General features: G+C 71.0%; 19 protein-coding genes. 15 read left to right on the top strand and 4 right to left on the bottom strand.

Features of this window, described 5'->3' with window-relative positions; all coding sequences use genetic code 11:
• Positions 1-268: 268 nt before the first annotated feature.
• A complete protein-coding gene (locus ABEA24_RS06640) occupies positions 269-676 on the bottom strand; it encodes an Hsp20/alpha crystallin family protein (protein ID WP_345429765.1) in 408 nt (135 codons plus the stop codon).
• Between the two features lie 147 nt (positions 677-823).
• On the opposite strand from ABEA24_RS06640, the gene ABEA24_RS06635 reads away from it, so the two are divergent.
• Complete coding sequence (locus ABEA24_RS06635) at positions 824-1,660, top strand: universal stress protein (RefSeq protein WP_345429764.1); 837 nt, start codon at positions 824-826, stop codon at positions 1,658-1,660.
• A 121-nt stretch (positions 1,661-1,781) separates the two neighbouring features.
• Here the strand turns inward: ABEA24_RS06635 and ABEA24_RS06630 are convergent, their stop codons facing one another.
• Positions 1,782-2,657: a helix-turn-helix transcriptional regulator gene (locus ABEA24_RS06630; RefSeq protein ID WP_345429763.1), complete on the bottom strand. Its 876-nt coding sequence runs from the start codon at positions 2,655-2,657 to the stop codon at positions 1,782-1,784.
• Between the two features lie 157 nt (positions 2,658-2,814).
• On the opposite strand from ABEA24_RS06630, the gene ABEA24_RS06625 reads away from it, so the two are divergent.
• A complete protein-coding gene (locus ABEA24_RS06625) occupies positions 2,815-3,678 on the top strand; it encodes an alpha/beta fold hydrolase (protein WP_345429762.1) in 864 nt (287 codons plus the stop codon).
• 161 nt (positions 3,679-3,839) lie between these two features.
• Positions 3,840-4,439 (top strand): hypothetical protein, encoded by a 600-nt coding sequence (locus ABEA24_RS06620; RefSeq protein WP_345429761.1) that lies wholly within the window; start codon positions 3,840-3,842, stop codon positions 4,437-4,439.
• Between the two features lie 19 nt (positions 4,440-4,458).
• On the opposite strand, the gene ABEA24_RS06615 is transcribed toward ABEA24_RS06620, so the two are convergent.
• Positions 4,459-5,217, bottom strand: a complete 759-nt coding sequence (locus ABEA24_RS06615) for an IclR family transcriptional regulator (RefSeq protein ID WP_345429760.1) — start codon at positions 5,215-5,217, stop codon at positions 4,459-4,461.
• Positions 5,218-5,467: 250 nt separating this feature from the next.
• On the opposite strand from ABEA24_RS06615, the gene solA reads away from it, so the two are divergent.
• From solA to ABEA24_RS06555, 12 genes are all read left to right on the top strand, one after another.
• Entirely contained in the window at positions 5,468-6,601 is a 1,134-nt protein-coding gene (gene solA, locus ABEA24_RS06610) for an N-methyl-L-tryptophan oxidase (protein WP_345429759.1), read from the top strand.
• 38 nt (positions 6,602-6,639) lie between these two features.
• A complete protein-coding gene (locus ABEA24_RS06605) occupies positions 6,640-7,641 on the top strand; it encodes a M14 family metallopeptidase (RefSeq protein WP_345429758.1) in 1,002 nt (333 codons plus the stop codon).
• A gap of 136 nt (positions 7,642-7,777) precedes the next feature.
• Positions 7,778-8,887, top strand: a complete 1,110-nt coding sequence (locus tag ABEA24_RS06600) for an ABC transporter substrate-binding protein (protein ID WP_345429757.1) — start codon at positions 7,778-7,780, stop codon at positions 8,885-8,887.
• Positions 8,880-10,010 carry an ABC transporter ATP-binding protein gene (locus ABEA24_RS06595; protein ID WP_345429756.1) on the top strand — a complete coding sequence of 377 codons (1,131 nt, stop codon included), beginning with the start codon at positions 8,880-8,882 and terminating at the stop codon, positions 10,008-10,010. The genes ABEA24_RS06600 and ABEA24_RS06595 overlap by 8 nt, the downstream gene beginning before the upstream one ends.
• A gap of 3 nt (positions 10,011-10,013) precedes the next feature.
• A complete protein-coding gene (locus ABEA24_RS06590; RefSeq protein ID WP_345429755.1) occupies positions 10,014-10,934 on the top strand; it encodes an ABC transporter permease in 921 nt (306 codons plus the stop codon).
• Positions 10,931-11,791, top strand: coding sequence for an ABC transporter permease (locus tag ABEA24_RS06585; RefSeq protein ID WP_345429754.1), 861 nt, complete (start codon positions 10,931-10,933; stop codon positions 11,789-11,791). The genes ABEA24_RS06590 and ABEA24_RS06585 overlap by 4 nt, the downstream gene beginning before the upstream one ends.
• Positions 11,788-13,185, top strand: coding sequence for an aminotransferase class III-fold pyridoxal phosphate-dependent enzyme (locus tag ABEA24_RS06580; protein WP_345429753.1), 1,398 nt, complete (start codon positions 11,788-11,790; stop codon positions 13,183-13,185). The genes ABEA24_RS06585 and ABEA24_RS06580 overlap by 4 nt, the downstream gene beginning before the upstream one ends.
• A 22-nt stretch (positions 13,186-13,207) precedes the next feature.
• On the top strand, positions 13,208-14,188 hold the full coding sequence (locus ABEA24_RS06575; protein WP_345429752.1) for a succinylglutamate desuccinylase/aspartoacylase family protein: 981 nt from the start codon (positions 13,208-13,210) through the stop codon (positions 14,186-14,188).
• Complete coding sequence (locus ABEA24_RS06570; RefSeq protein ID WP_345429751.1) at positions 14,185-15,681, top strand: aldehyde dehydrogenase family protein; 1,497 nt, start codon at positions 14,185-14,187, stop codon at positions 15,679-15,681. The genes ABEA24_RS06575 and ABEA24_RS06570 overlap by 4 nt, the downstream gene beginning before the upstream one ends.
• Complete coding sequence (locus ABEA24_RS06565; protein WP_345429749.1) at positions 15,656-16,621, top strand: aldo/keto reductase; 966 nt, start codon at positions 15,656-15,658, stop codon at positions 16,619-16,621. The genes ABEA24_RS06570 and ABEA24_RS06565 overlap by 26 nt, the downstream gene beginning before the upstream one ends.
• A gap of 20 nt (positions 16,622-16,641) precedes the next feature.
• The gene (locus ABEA24_RS06560) at positions 16,642-17,307 is read left to right on the top strand and encodes a haloacid dehalogenase type II (protein ID WP_345429748.1); all 666 of its coding nucleotides are present in this window, start codon (positions 16,642-16,644) and stop codon (positions 17,305-17,307) included.
• Between the two features lie 15 nt (positions 17,308-17,322).
• Positions 17,323-18,606 (top strand): NAD(P)/FAD-dependent oxidoreductase, encoded by a 1,284-nt coding sequence (locus tag ABEA24_RS06555; protein WP_345429747.1) that lies wholly within the window; start codon positions 17,323-17,325, stop codon positions 18,604-18,606.
• 68 nt (positions 18,607-18,674) lie between these two features.
• On the opposite strand, the gene ABEA24_RS06550 is transcribed toward ABEA24_RS06555, so the two are convergent.
• Positions 18,675-20,807 (bottom strand): WD40 repeat domain-containing serine/threonine protein kinase, encoded by a 2,133-nt coding sequence (locus tag ABEA24_RS06550; RefSeq protein ID WP_345429746.1) that lies wholly within the window; start codon positions 20,805-20,807, stop codon positions 18,675-18,677.
• Between the last annotated feature and the right edge of the window lie 47 nt (positions 20,808-20,854).

Raw genomic sequence — 20,854 nt, 5'->3', positions numbered from 1 at the left:
CGACGACGCCGTCTGCTCGTTTGCGGCTCGTGACACGGTCCTTACCGGCACCCCATGTTCGTGGGCGCCGTGCCGTTCGTGTGACGAGCCGGTTGAGCGACCAGCCCGTACGGTCACGGCCGCCCCGCCATGGCGGGCTCTGCGAACAGTCGTATCTCGGACAGATCGGTGATCACGACATCCGCACCGTGTTCGCGGAGCGCGGCGGCGGCCTGGCCGGCTCGCGGGATCGCCCCACGTGCCTCGACGGCGCCCGGCCAAGCGGGCCTCAGCGCTCGATGGCGATCCTGCGGGTGGCCTCCTTGGCCTCCTGGAGCGGCACGGTGATCGTCAGCACGCCCTTGTCGTAGGTGGCCTTGATGTCTTCTTCCCGTGCGTTCTCCGGCAGCCGGATGTGACGTTCGTAGGTGCCGTACCGGAATTCAGAGTGACGGCGTCCCTCGTGTTCTTCCTTCCGCTCGGCGCGGATCATCAGGATGCCCCGCGAGACGCTGATCTCGACGTCGTGGTCCGGGTCGATGCCGGGAAGCTCGGCCCGGATGACGTACTTGTCCTCGTCGACGTAGTCCTCGATCCGGATGGCCTGGGCGGTGAAGGGCCGCAAGGTGGTGAACGGCATCTCCAGCAGATCGAACAGATCAGGAAGTCTGGCCTCTCTGCGCGCTGGTGTTCCCATGGGAACCTCCTCACCTCGACTCGCACCTTCATTTCAGACGAATCGCCGGCAGGACCCTAGGGGCCGATGGCGGCCGCTTCGGGGCCGTTGGTCCCTGCCCATACGGGGCCGCCGCTGATGGGGTGGAGGTGATCTGAGGAGGTTGAGATGGACGCAGAGTCGGCGGTTAAGCCTGTGGTCGTCGGCGTGGACGGTTCGGAATGCAGCCTTACTGCGGTCGATTGGGCGGCGGACGAGGCGGAACTGCGCCGTTGCCCGCTCCGGATCGTTTACGTGTTCGCCTGGCCGTTGCTGTACACCCCCCTCGGCGCGCCGTTGCTGAGCTCGCAGCTGGACGAGCTGATGGAGACCGCCAGGCAGGTCGTTCACACGGCGGAACGTCGTGCGCAGGCCCGCGTCCATGAGATCGGCGTCGAGTCAGCGGTGATCGACGGCGGGCCCATCCCCGTTCTGCTCGAAGAATCGGCCAGGGCGTCTTTGGTGGTGGTCGGCTCGCGTGGCCTCGGCGCCGTCGGAGCGCTGTTCCTGGGGTCCACCGGTGTGGAGCTGGCGGCACGAGCCGCGTGTCCGGTGGTCGCCGTACGCGGACGAGAGCACAAGGCACAGCGGGTCGTCGTGGGCGTGGACGGTTCCGACACCTCGCTGATGGCCCTGTGGTGCGGGTTCGAGGAGGCGGACCTGCGTGCGGCGGGACTCACCGCGATCCATGCCGTCCACCGTCAAATGGACGAGGCGGACGGCCACATCACCGACGCGGTGAACCGCCTGCGCGAACGCTTCCCCGGCGTCCCCGCCGAGCTGACGACCGTGATGGCGCACCCGGCCGAGGCCCTCATCAACGCATCCGCCGACGCCGATCTGCTCGTGGTGGGCTCTCGGGGCCGGGGCGGCTTCCGGGGCCTGATGCTGGGTTCGGTGAGTCAGGCCGTGCTGCACAACGCGGACTGCCCGGTAGCCGTCCAGCGAGCGGGCAAAGCCCGCTGAGCGCTCGGTGACCCCGTACCGCGCGGCGGCGGGTCAGCGGCTGTCGTCGTCCGGGCCGATGCGTTCGTGTGTCACGCTGCAGGCCCCTGTGCTGGGGAAACGCCGGTCGGCGCGGAGTGTCTCATGAACGATCGTTCGCGGACGTGCGCGTCGCGGCGGTGTCGTGCCGATGCTGCGGGCCGAGCACGCGCAGCATGTCGAGCGCCTCGGTCCCGCCCGGCGGCGGGGTGAAGATCCGCAGTCGCTGGTCCGCTGCGGGCGTCGCCAGCACCTCACAGTCGAACTCGATCATGCCGAGCTCGGGATGCATGAGCCGGTACGGGTGTGACCTGCGCACCGCGACCTCGTGCCGGTCCCAGAGCGCCGCGAACTCGGCGCTGGCCGCGCGGAGCCGCGTGACGAGCGCGCGGGATGCCGCGTCGTCCCCGCGGTGGGCGACCGCAGCGCGCAGGTCGGCGACCAACTGCCGGGCGTGCTCCTCGTGCTCCTCGGCCGCGAAGTGGCTCCGCACATCCGGCTCGGTGAACCAGCGCAGCACGATGTTGCGGTCCTCCTGGGCCACCGTGCACACGCACCCGAACAACGCCTTCGCCATGTCGTTCTGCGCCAGCAGGTCGCCCAGATCGCTCAGGATCTGGACCGGAACGCTGTCCAGCCGGTCGAGGAGGTACAGCATGCTCGGCCGCAGGTACTCCCCGGCTCGTGCCCCCTCCGGCGGGCGGTGCCCGGCGAGCAGGTACAGGTGGTCCCGCTCGTCGGTGGTCAGCCGCAGCGCGCGCGTCAGCGCGGCCAGCATCTGAACCGAGGGCTGCGGGCTTCTGGCCTGCTCGAGCCGCATGTAGTAGTCGGCCGACATCATGGCGAGCGCCGCGACCTCCTCGCGGCGCAGTCCCGGCGTACGCCGCCTCGGCCCCTCGACCAGACCGACGTCCCGTGGACTCAGCCGCTCTCGGGACCGGCGCAGGAAATCGGCGAGTTCGTCGCGGTGCATCCCCATATCGGTAGTGATATCACCGCTCGTCGAACACGGCGGCGTCACCGTGGGACCGTCGATCCTAGGGAGACCGCTCCGTTCCTGAGCCGCCGCCGACGAAGGCATAGTCGCGGTGTGGCCGTCAAGGGCCTGTTCGAACGAGGAGAACGGTGGTCTCACGATGAAGGAATCCGTGCTGGAAGTGCCCGGCGCGCGGCTGCGCCATTTCGTGCGTGGCACGGGCCCCCTGCTGGTGCTCATCGCCGGAGGCCATGGGGACGCGACCGTGAACGAAGCTCTCGCCACCCACCTCGCCGACCGGTACACCGTCCTCACCTACGACCGCCGTGGCCTGTCGGGAAGCACCACCGATGAGCCCGGACTGACGCTGGCCACGCATGCCGACGACGTCTCCCGCCTGCTCTCCGCTCTCACCACGGAACCCGCCTACGTCTACGGCAGCAGCCTCGGCGCCCTGATCTCGCTGGAGCTCACCATCAGGCACCCCGGGCAGGTCGGTGTGGTCGTCGCGCACGAAGCGCCCACCACCCAGCTGTTGCCGGAGCCCGAGCGCGCTCTCGCCATCCAGGACCTGCTCGCAGCCGAGGAGGCGTTCAAGGCGGAGGGCGCCGTCCCCGCCCTGCGCAGGTTCGCGAAGTTCGCCGGCATCGACCCGACAGACCGTGAGCCCGACGTCGAGGTGCGCAGCCCGGGGCCGGAACAGCTGCGGAACGTGGAGTTCCTCCTCACGTACGACGTGCCGGCCATACGGACTCATGTTCTCGACCTGACCGAGCTCAAGGGCTCACCCGCCCGTATCGTGCCCGGTGTCGGTGAGAACTCAAGCCACATCTGGCCGCACAGGTGCGCCAGGTTGCTCGCCGAGGGATTGGGGACCGCCTACGAGACGTTCCCCGGCGGGCACAATGGATACGTCTTCCGCCCACGCGCGACCGCGGAGCGGCTTCACCAGGTGCTCAACGACCAGAGGCCTGCCGGACCCTCGGGTCTTCGGTCCGGGGGCTCATCCGGGGCTCGATCGTGATGCCCTTATCCAAGCTCGCGCCCGCCTACCAGTCCTAAGCCGGTGGCGCTCATATGCCGCCGGAACGCCCAGGACGAGCGCCGGCGGGAAGCCGCTGGTCTCGACATGCGATATCGTCCCGGGGCCATGGAGATCGCTGGCGCCGTCATGACGGAGACGGCATGCGGACGGCCATGACCCGCGCACTCGTGATTCTTGCCGTTGGGGTCATCGTCATCACCGGATTTGCCGCGTGGAACCCACTGAAATATGTGTACCTGCAGCCGGTGGGAACAGCGTTTCCGGTCCTGCCCGTCGGTGTCGCCCTGCTGCTCGCCGCACCAGCGCTGAGATCCGCCTCCCGGCAAGGCCACAGCGACCTGAGGAAGACACTGGCTCCTGCCGGTGTCATCGTCGGCATTGTCCTGCTCGTCATTTCGCTGCTTTACATCGTTGTGACCCGGGAGCCGGCAAGGACCGTCGGCCGTGTCGTCTCGCCGGATCACCGGTACACAGTGCTCATCCGAGAAGATGTCGCCGACGGGTCCTTCCTGCACACCGTGGCGGTGCTGCGGACCACGGATGGCCTGCTGTCGAGGCAGACCCCGGTCCTGTTCAGCTGCCCGAACGGCTGGAGCTACTCGACCCCCGACATCAGATTTGCCGGCCCCAACATCATCGACCTGAGATATCCCAACGGCGACGTCAGGCAAGCGACACTCGACCGAACATCCTTCACCGTTCACCCGGTGACCCGGCTGGGTTGCGACCACGGCCCTTGAGGCGGCGTCGAGCGGCCTGTCAGGTCCCGGTCATTCCACCGAGGCGGCGGGTGCTGATCTCCGTGGCCGTGTCGGCGATCAGCCGGCCGAGCTCCGGCAGCCGGTCCGGTTCGAACCGGGAGTCGGGCATCGAGACCGCGAGGGTGGCCAGGGGAGTGTCGTCGGCGTCGAGGATGGGTGCCGCGATCGCGGCGACGTCGGGCCGGTACTGGTTGCGGTTGAGCGCGTATCCGTCCCGTCGCACGCGCTCGAGCTCGGCACGCAGCTCCGCCGGGTCGGTGATGGTCGCCTCGCCGTAGCTTTCCAGCCCGTGGGCGATGAACTCCTCCACCTCCGCGGCGGTGAGGTGGGCGAGGATGGCGCGTCCGGTCGCGGTGGCGTGGAGCGGTGAGGTGTCGCCGATCTCGTGGAAGGTGCGCACCGTCCGGTCGCAGTCGACCCGGTCGACGACGACCATGCAGTCCAGCCCGTCCGGGACGGAGAGGTGGATCGTCTCGTTGAGCGCCTGCCGGAGCCGGACCATGGGCTCGCGGGCGGCGGCGAACAGGCTCGCTCCCTGCAGGGCGGCCGGACGGACCGCGAGCACGCGCGCGCCGATCTCCCAGCGGGTCGTGTCGCCCCGGCTCGCCCGCAGCCATCCCGCCTCGTGCAGGGTCACGAGGGTGCGCTGGACCGTCGACTTGGGAATCCCGTAGAGCTTCGCGAGCTCTCCCACGGTCACCGGCTGATGCTGGGCGACCGCCTCCAGCAGCCGCAGGCTGCGAGTGACGCTTTTCATTTCCACGAGGTTTCCCCAGTTAAATCCCGGTCTCCGGCGAAGAGACCTCTTGACTTGATCTCTGGCAACCCTCAAGCTTGTGCCAAATAATAGCACGGCATGCCACATAGTGGCACGGACCTTCGGGTGACACACCTTCGTCTCCGGGCTCCCGGCGCGGCGAACCCGCGCGCGTTCCCCTTCGAATACGCCTCTTCCCACGACACGAGCAAGGCTCTGTCCACCTCTCGAGACGATGAGGAGTCCCTCCGTGGTACCCAGGAAGCGCGTCGCCGTGGTCGGTGTCGGGACGATGGGCAGCCAGGCCGCCTGGCGGCTGGCGGCCCGCGGGGCCGAGGTCGTCGGCTTCGACCGCTTCGCTCCGGGCCACGACCGCAGCGCGGCCGGCGGCGAGACGAGGATCTTCCGCAGCGCCCATTTCGAGGACTCGCGTTATGTGCCGCTGCTGAAGCACGCCGACACGCTGTGGCGCCGGTTGCAGGACGAGAGCGGCCGGGAGCTGCGCCGTCTGACCGGTTGCCTGCTGATGGGACCGGCCGAGCATCATCAGATGCGCACGGTGCTCGAGTCGATCGCCGAGCACGGGCTCGAGCACGAGGTGCTGGACGCCGAGGCCCTTGCCAAGCGGTTCCCGCAGTTCCGGCTCGAGGACGGCGACGCCGCGGTCCTCGACCGGGGCGCCGGGTACGTCCGTCCCGAACTCACCGTCGTCACCGCCGCCCGCCAGGCGGAGCGGCTGGGCGCGCGCATCCACCGCTACACCCCGGTTCGCGAGATCGTGCCCGCGGGCGGCGGCGTCGACGTCCGTACGGACGACCGCACCGAACGCTTCGACGCCGCGGTGGTGACCGTCGGCCCCTGGGTCAACGAACTGCTCCCCGGCCTGCCATGGGAGGTGGACGTCCGCCGGCTGATCAACGCCTGGTACGTGCCCACCTCCGACGCCTGGTCCGGCACCGAACGGCCCGCGTTCATCCGGACCGCGCCGACCCACTGCTACGGCCTGCCCTCACCCGACGGGATATCGGTGAAGATCGGCCTGTCCCGGGCGCTGCACCGGCCGGTGGACGATCCGAACCAGGTGGACCGGACGGTGCGGCCGGAGGAGCTGGAGGTGTTCACCGGCCTGCTGCGGCGTCACCTGCCCGACCTGCACCCCGATCCGATCCGGCTGTCGGTCTTCATGGAGGGCTACACCGACAGCAGCCGGCCCCTGGTCGGGCCGCTGCCCGGCGCCTCGAACGTCGTGCTGCTGGCCGGTTTCTCCGGTCACGGCTTCAAGCTGTCGCCCGCGATGGGCGACATCGCCGCGGACCTCGCGCTGACCGGGACCACCGACCAGCCGATCGACTTCCTGTCCACCGTCGGCCGCGCGGCGGCCTGACCCGTCCCGCCGCGAGCAGACCCGAGAAGAGGAGTGAGATGACGACCTCAGCGCACGCGACCGGCCACGGCGATCTGACCGTCGGCCCGCTGCGCGCCGAGCCCGGGGCCAAGGTCCGCGGCAGCGTACGGGCCGACCTCGGCTCCACGGCCGTGGACGTGCCGGTCACGCTGGTGAACGGGGCACAGCCCGGCCCGACCGTGGTCATCACAGCGGGTGTGCACGGCGGTGAGTTCACCGGAGTGGACGCCGCGACCCGGCTCGGCGCCCTGGTCGAGCCCGACGAGGTGCACGGCCGGCTGGTGATCTGCCCGGTGGCCAATCCTCCGGCGGTCTACCACGGGCGTCTCGGCGTGTCCCCGCTCGACGGCGTCAACATCAACCGGGTGTTCCCCGGCGACCCGGAGGGAGGACCGACCGAGCGGCTGGCCGCCTGGATCTTCGGCACGCTGATCGCCGGCGCCGACGCCTACGTCGACCTGCACAGCGGAGGAATCGACGAGACGCTCCGCGACTTCGTCGGCTACCGGCTCACCGGCGACGCCGACCTGGACGCCAGGACCCGGGCGATGGCGCACGCACTCGGGATCGAGGACGTCATCCTCGGCCTGAACGCCGAGGGCGGCAACAGCCACGCGGCCGCCGCCCGCAAGGGCGTTCCCGCCGTCCTCGTCGAGACCGGCCGGCTCGGCGAGCGCGGCCCGGACGTGGCGCGCTCCCTGACCGAGTCCCTGTACCGGCTGCTGCGGCACCTGGGCGTGCTGCGGCGGGACGCGGCCCCCGAGCCGCCGCCGGTCCGCGAATGGGTCTGGGGCGGAGCCGTGACCGCCGAGGTCACCGGCCTGTGGTACCCCGATTCCGGGACGGGGGACGACGTGAGCGCCGGTCAGGTCATCGGCCGCGTCATCGACCCCGCCGACGGCCGCGAGCACAAGGTCACCGCCACGGCGACCGGCCGGATCTTCTACGGCATGCACGGCCTCACCGTCGCGCCCGGCGCCGAACTCGCGGCGATCGCCGCCCCGTACAAAGGCGCGTGACCATGGCCCGCTTCCTCCCGGCAGGCGGCCGGTGCCCGCCTCCCGCCTTACCCCGCCCGCACACCACGCGCGACCACGGCAGGGACCACATCGGGGACAGATCGGGACAGACGACAGCAAGCCGGAGGTATCAGCGATGAAAGAACCACGGATCGACCGGAGGGCGTTCCTCCTCGGAGTCGGCGGAGTCGCGGCGGGCATCACCGCGACGTCGCTGACCGGATGCGGCACCGGCACGAGCCGTTCGGCGGGCGCCGCAGCCGGCGGTGGCGGCGGTAAGAAGACGATCGTCGTCCGCAACAGCGGCGGTACCTACGGCGACGCGAACCAGAAGGCGATCTACGACCCGTTCACCAAGGAGACCGGCATCACCGTCAAGGTGGTGAACATCGAGTACGCCCAGATGCTCGCCCAGATCAAGCAGGGCCGGCCGCAGTTCGACGTCATCGACGACTCGATGGCCGACTTCGTGCTGTTCGGCAAGGAGAACGCCCTGCAGAAGCTCGACCAGGATCGGCTGAAGAACTTCAAGGGCGCCGGCATCGCGACCAACCTCGTCACGCCGAACGCCATCGGCAAGAACTACTGGGCCAGCGTGATGGCCTACCGGACCGACGCGTTCGGCGGGAAGAGTCCGCAGTCGTGGGCGGACTTCTGGAACGCCAAGACCTTCCGCGGCAACCGGTCGCTGCAGAGTCAGGACGCGGACCTGCCGGAGCTGGAGTTCGCGCTGCTGGCCGACGGCGTGCCGCTCGACAAGCTGTACCCCATCGACGTGGACCGCGCGTTCAAGGCCATGGACCGGATCAAGGGCTCGGTCAAGAAGTTCTGGGACACCGGCGCCCTTCCCGGCGTCCTGCTGGGCCGCAAGGAGGTCGTCGCCTCCAGCGTCTGGCACGGCCGGCTCGACGCTCTGATCAAGCAGGGTCAGCCGCTGGCGTACCAGTGGAACGGCGCGCGGCGGCAGAGCAACGGGTGGGGGATTCCGAACGGGGCCGCCAACACCGACGCCGCCTACCAGCTCATCGACTTCTCCCTGCGGCCCGACGTGCAGGCGCACTTCGCCACGATCTACCCGATGGGGCCGGTCGTCCAGGCGGCGTACAAGCAGCTGCCCGCCTCCGTGAGCGCCAACCTCGCCAGTTCCCCGGAGCACCTGCACACCGGGTTCGACCTCGACGTCGACTGGTGGATCAAGAACCAGGACGCGGTCATCAAGCGCTGGCGGGGGTGGGCGCGTGGCTGAGGCCGGAGTGATGTCGCAGCGCGGGCCACGCGCCGGCGCCGGGACGCTGGCGGGAAGCGGCAAATCGCTGTCCGCCAGCGGGCTGCGCAAGACGTACGCGGGCGTCGTCGCGGTCGACGAGGTGTCAATGGAGATCGAGGCGGGGGAGTTCGTCACCTTCCTCGGGTCTTCCGGTTCGGGCAAGACCACGACCCTCATGATGATCGCCGGGTTCGTCGAACCGGACGCCGGCGTCATCAAGGTCGGCGACCGTGACGTCACCCGCCTGGCCCCGCAGAAACGAGGGCTCGGGTTCGTCTTCCAGCAGTACCTGCTGTTCCCGCACATGACCGTCGCGGAGAACATCGCCTTCCCACTGCAGCTGCGCGGACTGTCCAAGGCCGAGATCCGCCGTCAGGTCGGGCAGGTCCTGGAGATGGCCGGGCTCACCGGCTACGGTCGCCGGCGCCCGCGCGAGCTGTCCGGCGGGCAGCAGCAGCGGGTCGCCCTGTGCCGGGCGCTGGTGTACCGGCCGCCGGTGATCCTCATGGACGAACCGCTCGGCGCCCTGGACAAGAAGCTGCGCGACCAGCTGCAGACCGAGATCAAGAACATCCAGCGCGAACTGGGCCTGACCGTCATCTACGTGACCCACGATCAGGAGGAGGCCCTGGTGCTGTCCGACCGGATCGCGGTGATGCGCGACGGCCGCATCGACCAGTTCGACACTCCGCGGGAGCTGTTCGAGCGGCCGCGGACCGCGTTCGTCGCGGACTTCCTCGGCGCGGCCAACTTCCTGTCCGGCCGCCTGGAGGAGCACACCGCCGAGCACACCCTGGTCCGGCTCGACCACGGCGGGATCCTGATGGCACGGTCGCATTCGTACGCGCCCGGCCATCGGGTCCAGGCCGCGGTCCAGCCCGGCCGGGTGGGCCTGTGCGCGCCGGCCGACGGGTTCTGTACCGGCACCGTCGAGACGGTCACCTATGTGGGCACGCTGGTCCGGGTCGGGGTCCGGCCGCACGGCGCCGAGAGCCTCGTACGGCTGGAGCTCCCGGCGGGCCGCGCCCCCGTCGCCGGAGAACAGGTCGGGCTGACCGCCGAGGCCGGCGACGTGACGCTCTTCGCCGAAGAGAGCGGGTGAGCCGTGGCCGGATCCGTTCTCGCCCCCGTGCCGACCTCCGCCGCGCCCACCGCCAAGGGCCGCCTGCGCCGCTCGCTGCGCAGCCGCCGCACCCGCTCGGGCCTGCTCAACGGCGCGCCCATCGTCGTCTACCTGCTGGTCCTGTTCGTCTACCCGATCCTGAGCACGCTGCTGCTCAGCGTCAAAGGCGCACGCGGCGGCCTGACCCTGCACTGGTACGCCGACGCCCTCAGTGGCGCGAACCTCGGTGTCCTGCTCACCACCCTGCGGATCTCCGCCGAGACCTCGCTGATCAGCGTGGTCATCGGGTTCCTGCTCGCGTACGCGATGTCGCGTCTGCGTCCCCTGTGGGCCGGCCTGATGATGCTCATCGTCGTCGTGCCGCACTTCATCAGCGCGCTCGTGCGCACGTACGGCTGGATCATCCTGCTCGGTGACCACGGCGTGGTGAACGGTCTGCTCGTCGACCTGCACGTTCCCGGCGCGCCGTTCCAGCTGCTCTACAACGAGATCGGCGTCATCATCGGCACGACGTCCGTGATGCTGCCCTACACGGTCCTGCTGCTGTACGCCGTGATGCGCGGCGTGGACCGGCGGCTGCTCGCCGCCGCCGCCAGCATGGGCGCGGGCCGTCTGGTGACGTTCCGCCGTGTCTACCTGCCCCTGGTCGCGCCCGGCCTGGTCAACGCCGCGGTGCTCAGCTTCATCCTCTGCCTGGGCTACTACCTCACCCCGGCGCTGATGGGCGGCACCAAGCAGACGGTCGTCGCGGCGCTCATCGACGACCAGGTCATGAAGCAGAACCAGTGGAACGGCGCGGCGGCGCTCGGCGTCATCCTGCTGCTGCTCACCTTCGCGGGGCTGTCGCTGCTCCGCCTGGCCAGGGCGATCGGCGCGAACGCCAGGCAGCGAGGTGCGGCATGATCGGGCTGCGTAGCACCTGGACTGGGCGGATCTGCCTCGCCGTCGCCTCCACCGTCATCCTGCTGTTCCTGGTGATGCCGATCGTGGTGATCGTCGTGACCTCGTTCGGCAACGACGCCCTCGGCTCCTTCCCCCCGCACTCCTGGACGCTCAACTGGTACCACCAGCTGTTCGCCCCCGGCAGTAAGTGGCCCGGAGCGCTGTCCCTGAGCGTGCTCGTCGCCGCGATCACCACGGTGTTCTCCCTGGTGCTGGGCGTCACCGCCGCGACCGCGCTGGTCCGCAGCGACCTGCCCCTGCGCTCGGCGGTCTACGGGCTCGTCCTGGCGCCGCTGGTCATCCCGCAGGTCGTCATCGCACTCGGGCTGTTCCTGCTGTTCGACCCCGCCGCGATGCTCGGCAGCCCGATCGCGATCGCCCTCGGCCACACCGTGCTGGCCTCGCCGATCGCGGTGCTCATCCTGATGGCGACGCTGCGCGGCATCGACGAGCGGCTGGAGGACGCCGCGGCGAGCATGGGCGCCGGCCGGCTGACCATCTTCCGGCGCATCACCTTCCCGCTCGCCGCTCCGGGGATGGTGGCCGCCGCGGTGTTCTCCTTCATCACCAGCTTCGACGAGTTCTTCATCTCCCAGTTCCTGTCCTCGGTCGACACGACCACCCTGCCGGTGCAGGTGTTCAACGTGCTGCAGTACGACGTCGATCCGACGGTCACCGCGATCAGCGCCGTCCTCATCGCCGTCGCCGTCCTCGCCCTCGCGCTGGTCGGCGTGGTGCGCCGGCTGGGCTCGGGCCGGGAGAACGGCCTGCTCCCCGTCGACTCGGCCGCGGCCCTCCCCGGAAACGAGGTTCCATGACCGGCCCCGCAACCGAATGGCCGGCCATGGCCGCCCGGCACCTGCTGCTGAACATGACGCCGAACGGCTCGCTCGGTCGAGGCACGGAGGTGTTCGTCCTGCGCCGGGGCGACGGGCCGTACGTCGAGGACGCCGACGGACGGCGCTACATCGACGGACTGTCCGGCCTGTACTGCTGCCAACTCGGTTACTCCTACGCCGACGAGTTCGCCGACGCCGCGAGCCGGCAGGTCCGCGAGCTGGCCTTCAGCCCGCTGTGGTCCGCCTCGGCGCATCCGGCCGCCATCGAACTGGCGGAGCGGCTCGCCGCGCTGGCCCCCGACGGCATCGGCCACGTCTTCTTCAGCGGCGGCGGCGCGGAGGCCGTGGAGACCGCCTGGAAGATGGCGCGCCGGTACCACGCGCTGCGCGGCGAGCCAGGCCGCACGAAGGCGATCGCCCGGCGTGGCGCCTACCACGGCCTGACGCTCGGCGCGCTCGCCCTCACCGACGACCCGGGACTGCGCGAGCCGTACGGCGCCCCGGCGATCGAGACCCGGTTCGTGGCGAACACGAACCGCCACGGGCTGACCGATCTGGCCGACGACGCGGCCTTCACCGCGTACCTGCTCGCCGACACCGAGGCCGCGATCCTTGCCGAGGGCCCGGAGACGATCGCGATGCTGATCGCCGAGCCCGTCCAGAACCGCGGGGGGTGCATCACACCGCCCGACGGCTACTGGCAGGGCCTGCGGAGCCTGGCCGACCGATACGGCTTCCTGCTGGTCGCGGACGAAGTGATCACCGCGTTCGGCCGGCTCGGCGAGTGGTTCGGCGGCACCCGGTACGGCGCCCGGCCCGACATCGTCACCGTCGCCAAGGGCCTCACCGCCGGATACGCCCCCATGGGAGCCACGCTCGTCGGCGACCGGGTCGTGGAGGTGCTCAACCGCCCTGGCGCGGTCTTCAACCACGGCTACACCTTCGGTGGTCACCCCCTGAGCGCGGCGATCGCGCTGCGGGCGATCGACATCATGACGCGCGAGCGGGTCCTGGACAACGTGCGGGACCTGCAGGGCCACCTGGCCGAGCGGATGGCGGCGCTGGCCGCGCTGCCGATCGTCGCCGACGTACGCGGCGCCGGGTTCTTCTACGCCGTCGAGCTGTCCGGTGACCTGGAGGACGGCGGCTTCAGCGACACCTGCCGCGCCGAGCTCGTCGGCGACCTGATCCCCCGCGCCCTGCGCGAGTCCGGACTGCTGGCGAGGGTCTACAACCGCGCCGCGCCGCTGGTGCAGATCGCGCCGCCGCTGGTCGGCGACCGGGATCTGCTCGACCGGATCGTCGACGTCATCGCGGACGCCCTGGAACGCGCGTCCGTGCGGCTGACGTCCCCGGCCGTCCCCATCCACTGACGACGAGAACGAGGAGACGAACATGACGGTGGCAGGCGACACCACGACCGCGTACACCATCGGCCCGGTGACCTGCGCTCCCGGCGAACGCGCCGAGGGCCTGATCCCGGTCGGTGTCAGCTCGTACGGCGTCGAGCTCGGCATGCCGGTGATCGTGGTCAACGGCACCGCGCCGGGACCGGTGCTGTGCGTGGACGGCGGTGTGCACGGCGACGAGTACGACGGGATGGAGGCGGTGCGCCGGGTCGTCGCCGAGACCGATCCGGCCACGCTGCGCGGCACGCTCGTCGGCATCCCCTGCGTGAACACGCCCGCCTTCGAGGCCGCCGCTCGCGCGAGCGGCCTCGACCACGCCAACCTTAACCGGATCTTCCCCGGGGACCCCGACGGCTCCTTCTCGCTCCGGCTCGCCGCGACCTTCGTCGAACAGGTCATCCCCGCCGTCGACGCGCTGGTCGACCTGCACACCGGCGGGACGTTCGGGGAGATCGCCCCGCTCACGATCGTGCAGGGCGGATACGAGGACCTGGCGACCCCGATCGGTCTGGCGGCGGGTCACGAGCTGATCTGGAAGGGCGGCTCCTGGGGTGGCACGGCGCGCCTGTCGACGCTGCAGGCGGGCAAGCCGGCCATCACCATCGAGGCGGGCGGCGGCACCTACCGGGAGGGGACCGTCGACCTGCACGTCGGGAGCGTCCGCAACATCATGCGCCGGCTGGAGATGATCGACGGCGAGGTCGCACTGCGCGACCACTACACGGAGGTCACCGGGACGTTCGCCCGCTCGGCCGCCGGTGGTTTCTTCCTCGGTCACGCCGGGCCGGGCGACCAGTGCAAGGCCGGCGACCTGCTCGGCCGCATCGTCGACCACTACGGCCGCGTCCTGGAGGAGGTCCGCGCCCCGGAGGACGGCATCGTGCTGTGGCAGCGCAGGATCCGCACCGTACGTCCCGGCGACGAAGTGGTGATCTTCGGTGCGGTGCGCGGGGAGATCCGGCCGTGACCGGCGAGCAGGCGGCGGGCGTTCGCGGGCTGCTCATCGACGGTGAGCGCGTCCCGGCCGCGGACGGCCGCACCTTCACGGTCGTCGACCCGTCCTGCGGCACTCCCGTCGCGGAGGTGTCCCGGGCCGCCTCGGCCGACGTGGACCGGGCGGTGGCCGCCGCGCGGACCGCGCTCGTCTCCCCGGAGTGGGCCGGGATGCGCGCCGCCGACCGCGGGCGCCTGCTGGGCCGCATCGCCGCCGAGATCCGCGCGCAGGGCGAGGCGCTGGCCCGGCTGGAGAGCCTGGACGTCGGCAAGCCGCTGCGTGAGGCCCGCGCCGACGTCGAGGCCGCGGCCCGCTACTTCGAGTTCTACGCGGGTGCCGCCGACAAGCCGGCCGGCACGACCATCCCGCTCGGGCCCGGCCTGCTGGACTACACCGTCCGCGAGCCGATCGGTGTCTCCGGGCAGATCATCCCGTTCAACTATCCGCTGCAGAACACCGCGCGCGGTGCGGCGCCGGCCCTCGCCGCCGGATGCACCGTGGTCCTCAAGCCGTCGCCGGAGGCGCCGCTGAGCCCGCTGGAGATCGGCCGGATCGCGGTCGAATGCGGGCTGCCGTGGGGCGTGCTCAACGTCGTGCCCGGATACGGCGAGGACGCCGGGGCTGCGCTGGCCGGCCATCCCGGCATCGACCAGGTCACCTTCACCGGCTCGGTCGCGACCGGCGTCAAGGTCGCCCAGGCCGCCGCCGCGAACGTCGTGCCCTCGGTCGTGGAGCTCGGCGGCAAGTCCCCGGTCGTCGTCTTCGCCGACGCCGACTTCGACCGGGCGCTGGCCGCGGTGGCGGGCTCGGCGTTCGGCAACGCCGGGCAGACCTGCTCGGCGGGCACCCGGCTCCTGCTGCAGCGCGGCGCGGAGGAGTTCCTCGACCTGCTGGTCAAGCACGCGGAGGCGCTGCGGCTCGGCCCCGGCCTGTCGGACCCGGACATGGGCCCGCTGGTGTCGGCCCGGCAGCGCGACCGGGTCGAGCAGTACCTGGCCCTGGCCCGCGAGGAGGGCGCGGTCGTGCGCACCGGCGGCGGACGGCCGGCGGACCCGGCCCTGGCCGGCGGGTACTTCATCGAGCCCACCGTCCTGACCGGGCTCACCAACGACGCGCGCACCGCCCGGGAGGAGATCTTCGGACCGGTCATCACCGTGCTCGAGTTCGACGACGCCGACGAGGCCCTTGAGATCGCCAACGACAGCCCGTACGGCCTGTCGTCTTATGTGTGGACCCGCGACGTCGACCGGGCGATGCGCCTGGCGACCGGAATCCGGGCCGGGCAGGTGTACGTCAACGCCACCGGCGTCGGCACCGGCGTCGAACTGCCCTTCGGCGGCTACAAGCACAGCGGCTGGGGCCGGGAGAAGGGCATGGAGTCCCTCGCGAGCTACACGCAGGTCAAGAACGTCTGCCTCGGCTTCGCGAGCGGAGGTGACCATGCGCTACCGGCGGCTCGGCCGTGACGGCCCGCTCGTCTCGGCGGTCGGCCTGGGCGGCAACAACATCGCCTCCCGGCTCGACGAGGACGGCACCCGCGCCATCGTGCACGCGGCGCTGGACGCCGGGATCACCCTGTTCGACACCGCCGACATCTACGGCGCGTACGGCGGCGCGGAGGCCGGCGACGGTGAACGGCTGCTCGGCGCCGCGCTCAAGGCCCACCGCGACGAGGTCGTGCTGGCCACGAAGTTCGGCATGAGCATGGGCGAGCAGGCCGACCGGTACGGCCCGCGCGGCGCCCCGCGGTACGTGCGGCACGCCGTGGAGGAGTCGCTGCGCAGGCTGGGCACCGACCGCATCGACCTGTACCAGTACCACGAGCCCGACGGCGTCACTCCGATCGAGGAGACGCTCGGCGTGCTCGGCGAGCTGGTCACCGAGGGCAAGGTGCGCCACGTCGGCTGCTCCAACCTGCCCGCCTGGACGCTGGCCGACGCGGCCTGGCAGTCCCGCACGGCAGGCCTGCCCGCGTTCGCCGCCGTGCAGGCGCGGTACCACCTGCTGGACCGCTCCGCCGAGACCGAGCTGGTGCCCGCCTGCCGGCGGTTCGGCGTCGGCCTGCTGCCGTACTATCCGCTGGCCAACGGCCTGCTCAGCGGCAAGTACCGCAAGGGCGAGGCACCGCCGCCCGGCAGCAGGCTGTCGTGGCGAGAGGGCTGGCTGACCGACGCGGCGCTCGACCGGGTCGAGGCGCTGCGCGCGTTCGGCGCCGAACGCGGCCTGACGCTCCTGCAGGTCGCCGTGGGCGGTCTCGCCGCCCTGCCCGCGGTCGGCTCGGTGATCTGCGGCGCCATGACCCCCGAACAGGTCGCCGCCAACGCCGCGGCGGCCGACTGGACACCCGACGCGGCCGACCTGGCCGCACTCGACGACATCGTGACCCCCGGCGAGCGGGTGGTCTGAAGACCATGAGGTTGGAGAACATGCGGCAGATCGTCACCTTCGACGCCTACGGCACCCTGATCGACTTCCAGCTCGGCCCGACCACCCTGAAGGTGCTCGCGGACCGGCTCGACCTGGACGGGCTGAACGTCGAGGAGTTCCTCGACGACTTCCGCGTCATGCGGTTCCAGGCCGTCCTGGAGGCCTACCGCCCCTACGACGAGGTGCTGCACTCCAGCATGGAGAAGGCGATGCGCCTGCACGGCCTGGAGTACCGATCCTCCGACGGCGACGCCCTGGTCGCGGCGGTCCCGACGTTCGGGCCGTTCCCCGAGGTGCCAGACGCGCTGCGAGCCCTCAAGAGCCGGTACGAGATCGCGATCATCTCGAACACCGACGACGACCTCATCAAGCACAACGTCGCCAACATCGGCGTGGAGTTCGACCACGTCATCACCGCCGAGCAGGCCAAGGCCTACAAGCCGTCACGGGAGACCTTCGAGTACGCGCACAACGCCATGGGCGTCGAGCCGTCCTCGGTCATCCACGTCGCGCAGGGCTGGGAGTACGACCTGATCCCCACCCGTGACCTGGGGCTGCGCCGCCGGGTGTGGATCAACCGGTACGGACGCCAGGGGAGCACCGACTACCGGCCCTACGACGAGCTGTCCGACCTGTCCGCCCTGCCGGCGCTGCTCGGCTGCTGACCCCCGGAGACCCGCATGAAGCAGATCCCGTACTGGCTCGACACCGCCCCGCCGTTCCCGGACCGGTCCGGCCGGGACCTGCCCGGCGAGGCGGACGTCGTGGTCATCGGCGGCGGCCTCACCGGCCTGTCCACGGCGCTGCACACCGCCCGCAAGGGCGCCGACGTCGTCCTCGTCGAGAAGGACAAAGTCGGGTCGGGCGCCTCCGGGCGCAACGGCAGCATGTGCACCCAGGGCATCACGATCGGCGTCGGCGAGGCCCGCAAACGCTACGGTCAGGAGCGTGCCCGCGAGCTCTACGGCGCCTTCCGCGAGGCGGTCGACGTCGTGGAGAAGCTGACGGTGGACGAGGGCATCGACTGCGATTTCAAGCGCTCCGGCCGGCTCGGTGTCGCGTTCAAGCCCGAGCACTTCGCGGCCATGAAGGCGCAGCAGCGCGTCCTCGCCGACGACTTCGACCACGAGACCGTCCTGCTCGACAGGACGCAGCTGCGGTCGGAGCTGGGCTCGGACTACTACCACGGCGCGCTGCTCGACCCGCTCAGCGCCGGCCTGCACGTCGGCAAGTACGTCCACGGCATGGCCGACGCCGCCGAACGCGCCGGCGCGCTGATCTGCGAGCGGAACGCGGCCACCGCCGTGACCCGCGGCGCGGACGGCCGGTTCCTCGTGGAGACCCTGCACGGCACGATCCGGGCCCGGCAGGTCATGGCCGCCACCGACGCCTACACCGACCGGTCCATGCCGTGGTTCCGGCAGCGGCTGATCTGCGTCGGGAGCTTCATCATCGTGACCCAGCCACTGGGCGACGACCTCGCCCGCGAGATCATCCCGCGGGCCCGCCTGGTCGTCGATTCCAAGAACATCGGGCACTACATCCGGCTGACGCCGGACAACCGCCTGGCGTTCGGCGGGCGGGCCCGGTTCGCCCCGTCCGACCCGGCCTCGGACCTCAAGAGCGGCCAGGTGCTGAAGCGGGAGATGGCGGAGATCTTCCCGCAGCTGGCCAACGCGCGGATCGACTACGTCTGGGGCGGCAGCGTCGGGTTCAGCTACGACCGGATCCCGCACGCCGGCGAGACCGGCGGCGTGTACTACTCGATGGGCTACTGCGGCCACGGCGTCCAGATGGCCACGTACATGGGCCGGGCCATGGCCGAGGTGATGGACGGCCATCCGGAGGCCAACCCGCTTCGGGGTCTCGGCTTCCCGAAGGTCCCGGTGCCCTTCTACAACGGCACCGCCTGGTTCCTGCCCTTCGCCGGGGCCTACTACCGGGCGAAGGACCGGCTGCGCTGAGCGCGGCCGGTCCCGGCCGGCGCCCCTTCCGGTCGCGCCGGTCGCGCGTGGACCGTGGGGTCGCCTGCCTAACGTGTGGGTACGCGCGTGACCAGCCGGTGAGTCCTCAGGTCCCAAAGGTCGACGGTCCGGTGCAAGCCGCCGACCGCGAGGAGTCTCCCGTCCCCGCTGAAGGCCAGCGCGCCGACCAGATCGGAGTCCCCCGGATCGAGGGTGGCGACCTGGCGCTGCGTCGCGACATCCCACAGAAGGACGGCGCTGCCGCTGGCGCTGGTCGCGAGCGTTTTGCTGTCGGGGCTGAACCCCAGTGTGACGCTGTCGGTCTGGATGGACGGGAGCGTGAACGTCCCGACCTTGTTCCGGGTCGCGGCGTCCCACAGGTCCACGGTCCCGGGGGCGTTTCCGGTGAAGGTCTCCTCAGAGGCGGCGAGGGTCTTACCGTCGGGGCTGAACACCGGTTCGGCGACGCCGTCACTGACGCCCGGCAGATCGCCCAGCTTCCGATGCCGGGCGACGTTCCACAGGCCGGGCCCGGACCCGATGGTGTCGCAGACGACGCTCGTGCCGCCGGGGCTGAAGTCCACGCATTCGGCGTCATCTCCGGAGATGGACCTGACGGTCTGCTTCTCGGAGTCGAGTCTCCAGATTCCGTACTGGCCGTTGTCGGTCGCGCTGAAGAGGGTCCGGCCGTCGTGGCTGAACTCCAGGGCTTCGACGTTGTCGATGCTGCTGTCCCTGCGGAGGGAGAACCGGGCGGTGGCGATCTGCTTGCGGCGGGCGATGCTCCACAGGCCGACCTTCCCGTCGGCGCCTCCGACGGCGAGTGATCTGCCGTCCGGGCTGAAGGCCAGCGTCACGGGGTCGTCCATGCCCGTGAAGGTCATGAGCAGCCGGTGCGTCGTGCGGTCCAGCAGTTCCACGGTGCCGTCGCTCACGGCCCGTGGCTTCACCTCTCCCACCGCCAGGATCTTCCCGTCCGGGCTGAACGCCAGTGATCCGACCTCCTTCGAACCAGCCGCGTACGAAGCGCTGGGCACGCCACCGGGCGGGCCCGCCGTGCCCCAGGGCGGTCCGGCCGGCGCCGACCCCGGGAGGCCTCCGGTGCCGGTCGCACCACTCACCGGAGCGCCACCGGCGTTGCACGCGTAGACCAGGGCGCCGACCACCGGTACGAGGGCGAGAAGGCCGAGAGCCGCCCTGCCGGACGGCCGCGTGCCGGCACCGGACCGCGCGGCCGGTCGGGCGGCCGTCGGCGCGGCCCGCGCCGGTCGTTCCGGCCGGCCCGCCGCGGAGACCGTGACCTTCCGGGGGACCGGGGGAGGCGACGGCGGTGCGGCGGGGGCTGCGGGTGCCGGCGGGAGGGGACGGGCGGCGGGGGTCTCCTCGGGGTTCAGTGCCCGGTCCAGGGCGGCGGCCGCGTCCTCCGCCGTCGCGCGCCGGGCGGGATCCTTCTGCAGGAGCGAGACGATCAAAGGGGTGAGCGGGCCCGCGGAGCGGGGAGGCTCGGGCTCCTGGGTGAGCAGGGCGAGCAGAACGGTGGCGTAGTCGCCGCCCTGGTAGGGCGGATGCCCCTCGAGGGCGTTGTAGAGGGTGGCGCCGAGGGACCACAGGTCCGCGGCGGGACTGGCGGCCGCGTTCTGCGCCTGTTCGGGGGAGACGAACGCGGGCGTGCCGCTCATCTCTCCGGGTTCGGCGATGGTGGTCTCGCCGATGCGGCGGGCGATCCCGAAGTCGGTGACGATGACGCGCCGGTCGCTGATGAGGACGTTGGCCGGTTTCAGGTCGCGATGCACGATGCCGGCGGCGTGCGCCTCGCGCAGAGCGGCCAACACGGCGGCGCCGATCTCGGCGACGCGTTCGGGGAGAAGGCGTACCTCCTCTCGGAGGATCTCGGCGAGGGAGCGGCCTTCGATGAGCTCCATCACGATCATCGGGGCGCCGTCGTGTTCGATGACGTCGAAGATCGTGATGATCCCGGGGTGGCGGAGCCGGGCGGTGGATCGGGCCTCATCCATCGCGAGGGCGCTCAGCTCGGCTCGCTCCTGGTCGTCCATCTCGGGTGGGAGCAGGACCTCTTTGACGGCCACCTCGCGGTCGAGGGTCTCATCATGGGCGCGCCAGACGGTGCCCATGGAGCCTTGACCGATGACTTCGAGCAGTCGATAGCGGTCGTTGACCGAAGATCCGGCGGCTTCCCCCATGATCGGCACAATAGCCACCGGAAGCGCGCACGCGCCGGGAAGCGGCG

Source organism: Actinoallomurus vinaceus (genome assembly GCF_039542055.1).
In the GTDB taxonomy this organism is placed as follows: domain Bacteria; phylum Actinomycetota; class Actinomycetes; order Streptosporangiales; family Streptosporangiaceae; genus Actinoallomurus; species Actinoallomurus vinaceus.
Note: the sequence above shows the minus strand (reverse complement) of the source record. Positions and strands in the feature narration are given on the sequence as shown.

Bases quoted from the DNA above. Each gene is read 5' to 3' on its own strand.
- ABEA24_RS06640 (WP_345429765.1), bottom strand. From the start codon at position 676: ATGGGAACACCAGCGCGCAGAGAGGCCAGACTTCCTGATCTGTTCGAT.
- ABEA24_RS06635 (WP_345429764.1), top strand. From the start codon at position 824: ATGGACGCAGAGTCGGCGGTTAAGCCTGTGGTCGTCGGCGTGGACGGT.
- ABEA24_RS06630 (WP_345429763.1), bottom strand. From the start codon at position 2,657: ATGGGGATGCACCGCGACGAACTCGCCGATTTCCTGCGCCGGTCCCGA.
- ABEA24_RS06625 (WP_345429762.1), top strand. From the start codon at position 2,815: ATGAAGGAATCCGTGCTGGAAGTGCCCGGCGCGCGGCTGCGCCATTTC.
- ABEA24_RS06620 (WP_345429761.1), top strand. From the start codon at position 3,840: ATGCGGACGGCCATGACCCGCGCACTCGTGATTCTTGCCGTTGGGGTC.
- ABEA24_RS06615 (WP_345429760.1), bottom strand. From the start codon at position 5,217: ATGAAAAGCGTCACTCGCAGCCTGCGGCTGCTGGAGGCGGTCGCCCAG.
- ABEA24_RS06605 (WP_345429758.1), top strand. From the start codon at position 6,640: ATGACGACCTCAGCGCACGCGACCGGCCACGGCGATCTGACCGTCGGC.
- ABEA24_RS06600 (WP_345429757.1), top strand. From the start codon at position 7,778: ATGAAAGAACCACGGATCGACCGGAGGGCGTTCCTCCTCGGAGTCGGC.
- ABEA24_RS06585 (WP_345429754.1), top strand. From the start codon at position 10,931: ATGATCGGGCTGCGTAGCACCTGGACTGGGCGGATCTGCCTCGCCGTC.
- ABEA24_RS06580 (WP_345429753.1), top strand. From the start codon at position 11,788: ATGACCGGCCCCGCAACCGAATGGCCGGCCATGGCCGCCCGGCACCTG.
- ABEA24_RS06575 (WP_345429752.1), top strand. From the start codon at position 13,208: ATGACGGTGGCAGGCGACACCACGACCGCGTACACCATCGGCCCGGTG.
- ABEA24_RS06565 (WP_345429749.1), top strand. From the start codon at position 15,656: ATGCGCTACCGGCGGCTCGGCCGTGACGGCCCGCTCGTCTCGGCGGTC.
- ABEA24_RS06560 (WP_345429748.1), top strand. From the start codon at position 16,642: ATGCGGCAGATCGTCACCTTCGACGCCTACGGCACCCTGATCGACTTC.
- ABEA24_RS06555 (WP_345429747.1), top strand. From the start codon at position 17,323: ATGAAGCAGATCCCGTACTGGCTCGACACCGCCCCGCCGTTCCCGGAC.
- ABEA24_RS06550 (WP_345429746.1), bottom strand. From the start codon at position 20,807: ATGGGGGAAGCCGCCGGATCTTCGGTCAACGACCGCTATCGACTGCTC.